Source organism: Chitinophaga sp., from assembly GCF_035564935.1.
Classification (GTDB): domain Bacteria; phylum Bacteroidota; class Bacteroidia; order Chitinophagales; family Chitinophagaceae; genus Chitinophaga.
On record NZ_DATMTE010000057.1, the window covers coordinates 1 to 5,448 of the forward strand.

A 5,448-nucleotide genomic window follows, 5' to 3' on the forward strand; every position below is an offset into this window, starting at 1 on the left:
ACTCACTTTCACACTGCCCATTGCTGCGGTGAATGAGAACAGCACTAATAATATTGGCTTTAGCTTACCATCCGGTGTAACTACAGAAATACCAATTAAGGTAACTTTTGGCGGCGCCACTGGAACGGCTACACGTAATACTGATTATTACCTGCCTGCGGATACATCCTTCACAGGAGCATCCGGTATTGCAGAACTGAACGTGGCGGGTGATATCCTGGTGGAAGATGCAGAAGATATTCATCTTACACCAGCAGTGAGTGATGCGCTGGGCACCGTGTATACTTTCCTGCCTGCCACCGTTGATATTAACATTAAAGATGCGCAGTATCCCTTCCCGGTGGGTGACTCGGTTATCCTGAGCAGTGCACCCGACAGTATTTATGAAGGTAGCAATGCAGTTATTACCGCCACCTTCCCGCATGGCTGGAAAGCTGGTAAGGACTGGGTGATCAATCTCTCTAAAAACACAGTCGCTTCTACGGTAGCAGATGCCCGTCATACTGCGGTACCAGCCAGCATCACCATTCCAAACACCAAGGCGGCTGCTTCCGCTCCTGCTATTACCGCCACCACCAATGCTATACTGGATGATGAAGGAAAACTGGTGATTGATGGTAACAACGGTAACAGCAACATGCCGGCTACCAGCGCAGGCGTATTTATAAAAGACTACACAGAAAAGCAACCCAACGCCAGGAAAATGACGCTTACCCCTGATGCCACACTGGTGCCGGAAGGGAATAAAGTGATGGTAACGGTAGCTGTGCCTTACGCCTCTACAAAAGATGTAAGCATACAGCTGGCTGTTGATAATGCATTGACCATTGCCAGGAACGTAGACGACTATACGATATCCGCCGCTTCCTATACATTGCAGCACGGACAAACCACCGCCACCTTTGAACTGCTGAAAACATTGGCAGATAGGGTATTGGAGAATACAGAGGCGCTGGTGGTGAACGCTACCGCTAACGGATATACGGTAAATAACCTGCCGCTGGCTATACAGGATCTTACCCGTACAGATGCGGCTAACCTGGTACTGAATATTACCACCTGGAAAACGCCACTTGCGGAGGGCGACAGCGGCGCATTAACCGTGAGCCTGCCTGCCGGCGTTACCACCGAAGTACCCGTTCATGTATTGTTGCCACAATCGGCCGGCGATGCAGAAGCAGGGCTGGATTATATGCTGGCGCCGGATGTGTACCTGAACAGTGGCAATAGCATCGCTACAGGCCTGAAACTAAACAAGGATAATTTCGCGGAAGGGCCCGAAAGCTTTACTATCAACGCCAGTGCTATTGATGGTATCAGCACCTTTACCATCAACAAACCGGTGATCACTATTAACGATGATCCAACACAGTACCCGTTGCCCGGCCCTGTAGCACTGAACAGCACATTGGCCGCCATTGATGAAAACGGCGCTGGCGCTGTACTGAGCGCCCGGCTGCCCAACAACCTGCAGGCGGGTAAGGATATTACCATACATGTAACAAAAGACAACGCGCTGAGTACTGCAATGAGTGCGGATCATAGTGCTTTACCATCTCCCTATGATATTGTTATCAAAAAAGGACAAAGCACAGGTACCCATGCCTTTGCACTGAAAGCGTTGAAAGACCTGGTACTCGAAGATGATGAAACAGTAGTATTAAAAGGCAACATTACGGATGCTACTTTCAGTACCGCCGTTGTAAAGGATACTACTATTACCATTAAAGACAGAACGCATGATGACCCGGTTACCGGCTTCATACATCTTACCGCTGTTACACCCGGCACTAAAGTACTGGAGGGAAATGCCTGCCAGATGAAGGTGAGCCTGGCTCCCGGTGTAACTGCGAGCAAAGACATCGCGGTAACATTGAACATTGGCGCAGGATCGGTGGCAACAGCTGCGGATATTGACCAGTTGCCCGCTACGGTAACCATTCCCGCCGGCATTCCGGATGTTACCTTCTCCTTTACTGCAAAAACAGACCTGGTACTGGAGAAACCGGAACTGTTGTGGATAACTGCTGAGCCTAATGGTTTTGCCGGAATGAAAGGCGACAAATTATCGGTGACCATTGATGACGCCACCCGCCTTAATCCCGATAATCTGAAAGTGGAAATGCGTGTAGACTCTTCCGTTATACACGAAGGCAGTGGCAGCGATGTAACTATCGGGTTTGTGAACAGCCAGATCACTTCATCAGAAGATGTGATAATCAGTATAAACAGGAATACGGTATCTACCGCCGATGATGCGGACTATAGCGGTATTCCTGCACAGGTAACATTGGCGGCCGGTGAACATAATAAAGTATACCAGCTGAAAATAACCGGAGATAATATCCTGGAGGGAGATGAACAACTGCAGTTTACCACGCAGCAGGTAACAACAGGTTACACGCTTATCCAGCCAGGTTTGGTGCTGATCCCGGAAACCGGTGATATGCGGGTAGTAGTACAGAAAGATAAAGATGCAGCCGAGCCAGGCACCAATGGCGCTTATACAGTAAAATTACCGGGTACCGGTACCGCGGCCGCCGATGTGAAAGTGGTATTTTATGTAAGCAGCATTGCGGGTACTACCAATATAGCGCCAATACAAACATCTGCTGTGATAGCAGCCGGACAAAACAGTGTATCCGTTCCCGTTAATGTGATAGATAATAAGGTGATTGAAGGAGATGAAGAAGTGAAGCTGTCGCTCATGCTGGCGCAGATGAAGCGGTTCAGCAAGAACATTGCGCTGGATGTAAACGATAAGGACACTGTTAGCTTAATTGTGCATGATGATGAAAGTAATGCCACCGGCCGTGAAATGATGATCACCAAAACAGCGGATGCCACCGAGCCGGATATACCAGGCGCTTTCCGTGTACGGTTTTCCGATACGCAGTTATCGGCCGTGAAAGATGTGAGTGTTACCTATACCGTGAGCGGTACTGCTGTTGCGGATACCCGTTATCATAAGCTGAGCGGCACCGTATTAATACCGGCAGGTCAGAATGGTGCAGATATTAAAGTAACACCGATCGATAATAATATAGTAGAGGGAGATGAAGATGTGAAAGTGCAGCTGGGAACCGTTAGCAGCAGCATGGCCGGTATTACCTGGCCGTTATCTGCCAGTGCATCAGCTGGTGTGGTCATACATGATAATGATACCCTGGTGGTGGAAATTTCCGCGGAGGCAACAACAGCTGCAGAAGGAAACGGTGTGAAGTTTACATTAACATCGCCGGCATCCGCCGCCTACGACGTACCGGTAAGGCTGCGCATTACACAAGACGCTGCACGCACGTTTACTGCTGGTGAAGGAACGGTGAATAGCAACGTATTAACCATTAACATGCCGGCCCTGGCAAAACAACATTCGTTTGTTATTACCACCGGTGATAATGATATTAATGATGACGACGGGTTCCTGAAGGTGGCTATACTTCCATATATTGATGGCAGCAGCACACTGGTATACAAAGCCGGCGTTACAGATACTGCGCGTGTAGCAATCACCGATAACGACCCGCTGACGCTTTCCTTTGCAGCCGATAAATTCAGTGTGAAGGAAGGTAATATGGGAGAGAATACGCTGCTTAGGTTTAATGTACAGCTGAACAGGCAAAGCTCCCGCCCGATCACTATTAACTATGATTTTGAGGAATCTGCAGACGGGGTATCTTATCCGTATATGGACTTCAAAGCTACACCGGGTGTGGACTTTGATAACTCCGTCAAACAAACGGTGATCCCACCGCTGCAAACTATAGGGCAGGTAACGGTGAATATAAAGGGCGATACCAGCTTTGAGCAAAACGAAACGTTTATCCTGAAAATGGCCACGGTATCCGTACCATCAGGACAGCATACGCCCACTTTAGGAGAGCCATCCAAAGCTACCGGTGTAATCCTTAATGATGATCCGATGTGTAGCAGCTGCGATACGGATGGCGACGGACTGACAGACAAGCAGGAAGATATCAATGGCAACGGGGATCCGTTTGATGATGACACTGACGGAGATGGTATTCCGAACTTCCTTGACCTGGATGCTGATGGTGATGGTGTTGCGGATTCCGTGGAGAAATATACTACAGACGGCCGCCAGATTAACAATAACAGCGGTAAGATCCGGGTACATCCGGCATTGTCGCCCAACAATGATGGCATTGGAAATGACGTGATGTACATTGAGAATATAGACAAGTACCCGGATAATGAAGTAGTGATATTTAACCGTTGGGGTGGTACCGTATTTAAACAGCAGCACTACGATAACAAGTCGAAGAACTTCCGTGGTAAGGCAAATGCTGGTGGCAGTGCAGGAAATGATGTGCCGGATGGTTCTTACTTCTACAATATTGAAGTGACGATAGATGGTAAGAAAGAACGGTATACCGGGTTTGTAGTGATAAAACGTTAAGGGATATACGAATTGAAGCAGGATGTATCTGAACAAAAATAATTAAGCTGATACCTATGGAAAAGCGACTTATGAAAGCTTTAGGGGTTACTATCTTATGCTGGTGTTGTTGTTTGCAGGCTGCAGCACAGCAGGAACCGCTGTACTCACAGTATATGTTCAATGGCATGATCATCAATCCGGCTTATCCTTCTATGGATGAATCTTCCAGTCTTACCGCAGTGGGCCGTAACCAGTGGGTGGGAGTGGAAGGCGCCCCCAAAACAGCCACGGCTTCCTTTTATACGCCTATCAAGGCCACCAATACCAGTTTTGGCGTATCGCTGATGAATGAAAAGATCACCGTTAATTCACAAACAGCAGTGAACCTGAATGTTTCCCAGCGGGTGAAGCTGAATGAGAAGATTTACCTGGCATTGGGGCTGAAGGGTGGTATGTCGCATTTTAAGGAAGACAACAGTTCACTGAGCACTACCGATCCTGTGTTTGCGCAAAACCAGAGTTACTGGAAAACGGATGTGGGTTTTGGGTTCATGTTGTTTACCGATCGCTTTTTTATAGGGTTATCGTCGCCTACTTTCAAAAGTTTCGACCTTGGCAACAGTGTGAATAAAGTAGTGGTGGAGTCGCACTATTACCTGCAAACGGGTTACCTGGTAAATATTAATGATGATGTGAAACTAAAGCCGAACGTGTTATTGAGGCAGGTGAAAGGAGCGGGTTTCCAGTACGACCTGAATGCCAATATCCTCCTGAAGAATGTAGTGTGGCTGGGTGCATCGTGGCGCTCTGAAAAAACAATGACGGGGCTGGTACAGGTGCAGGCTACCAAAAACCTGCAGATAGGTTACTCTTATGATACACCTATGCAGTCGAACTTAAAGGGTGCACAAACGGTGTCGCATGAAGTGATGGTTAATTACCGCTTCTCGTGGTCGAAGTGGAAAGTGGTGGCGCCGCGTTATTTCTAAATTTAAAAATCAAGAATGGTATGCGAAAATACAAATTCTCTTCCCTCATACTTTTCC

The 5,448-nt window shown here is 47.8% G+C and carries 2 protein-coding genes; both read left to right on the forward strand.

All coding sequences use genetic code 11. The annotated features are described in order from the left end of the window. On the forward strand, positions 1-4,420 hold a 4,420-nt coding region (locus tag VN105_RS01525; RefSeq protein WP_325637231.1), incomplete at its 5' end, for a Calx-beta domain-containing protein. A 56-nt stretch (positions 4,421-4,476) separates the two neighbouring features. Next, on the forward strand, positions 4,477-5,391 hold the full coding sequence (locus tag VN105_RS01530) for a type IX secretion system membrane protein PorP/SprF (RefSeq protein WP_325637233.1): 915 nt from the start codon (positions 4,477-4,479) through the stop codon (positions 5,389-5,391). Positions 5,392-5,448: the final 57 nt, after the last annotated feature.

Excerpts from the sequence above, each read along its gene's own strand:
- VN105_RS01530 (WP_325637233.1), top strand. The coding sequence starts at position 4,477 with ATGGAAAAGCGACTTATGAAAGCTTTAGGGGTTACTATCTTATGCTGG.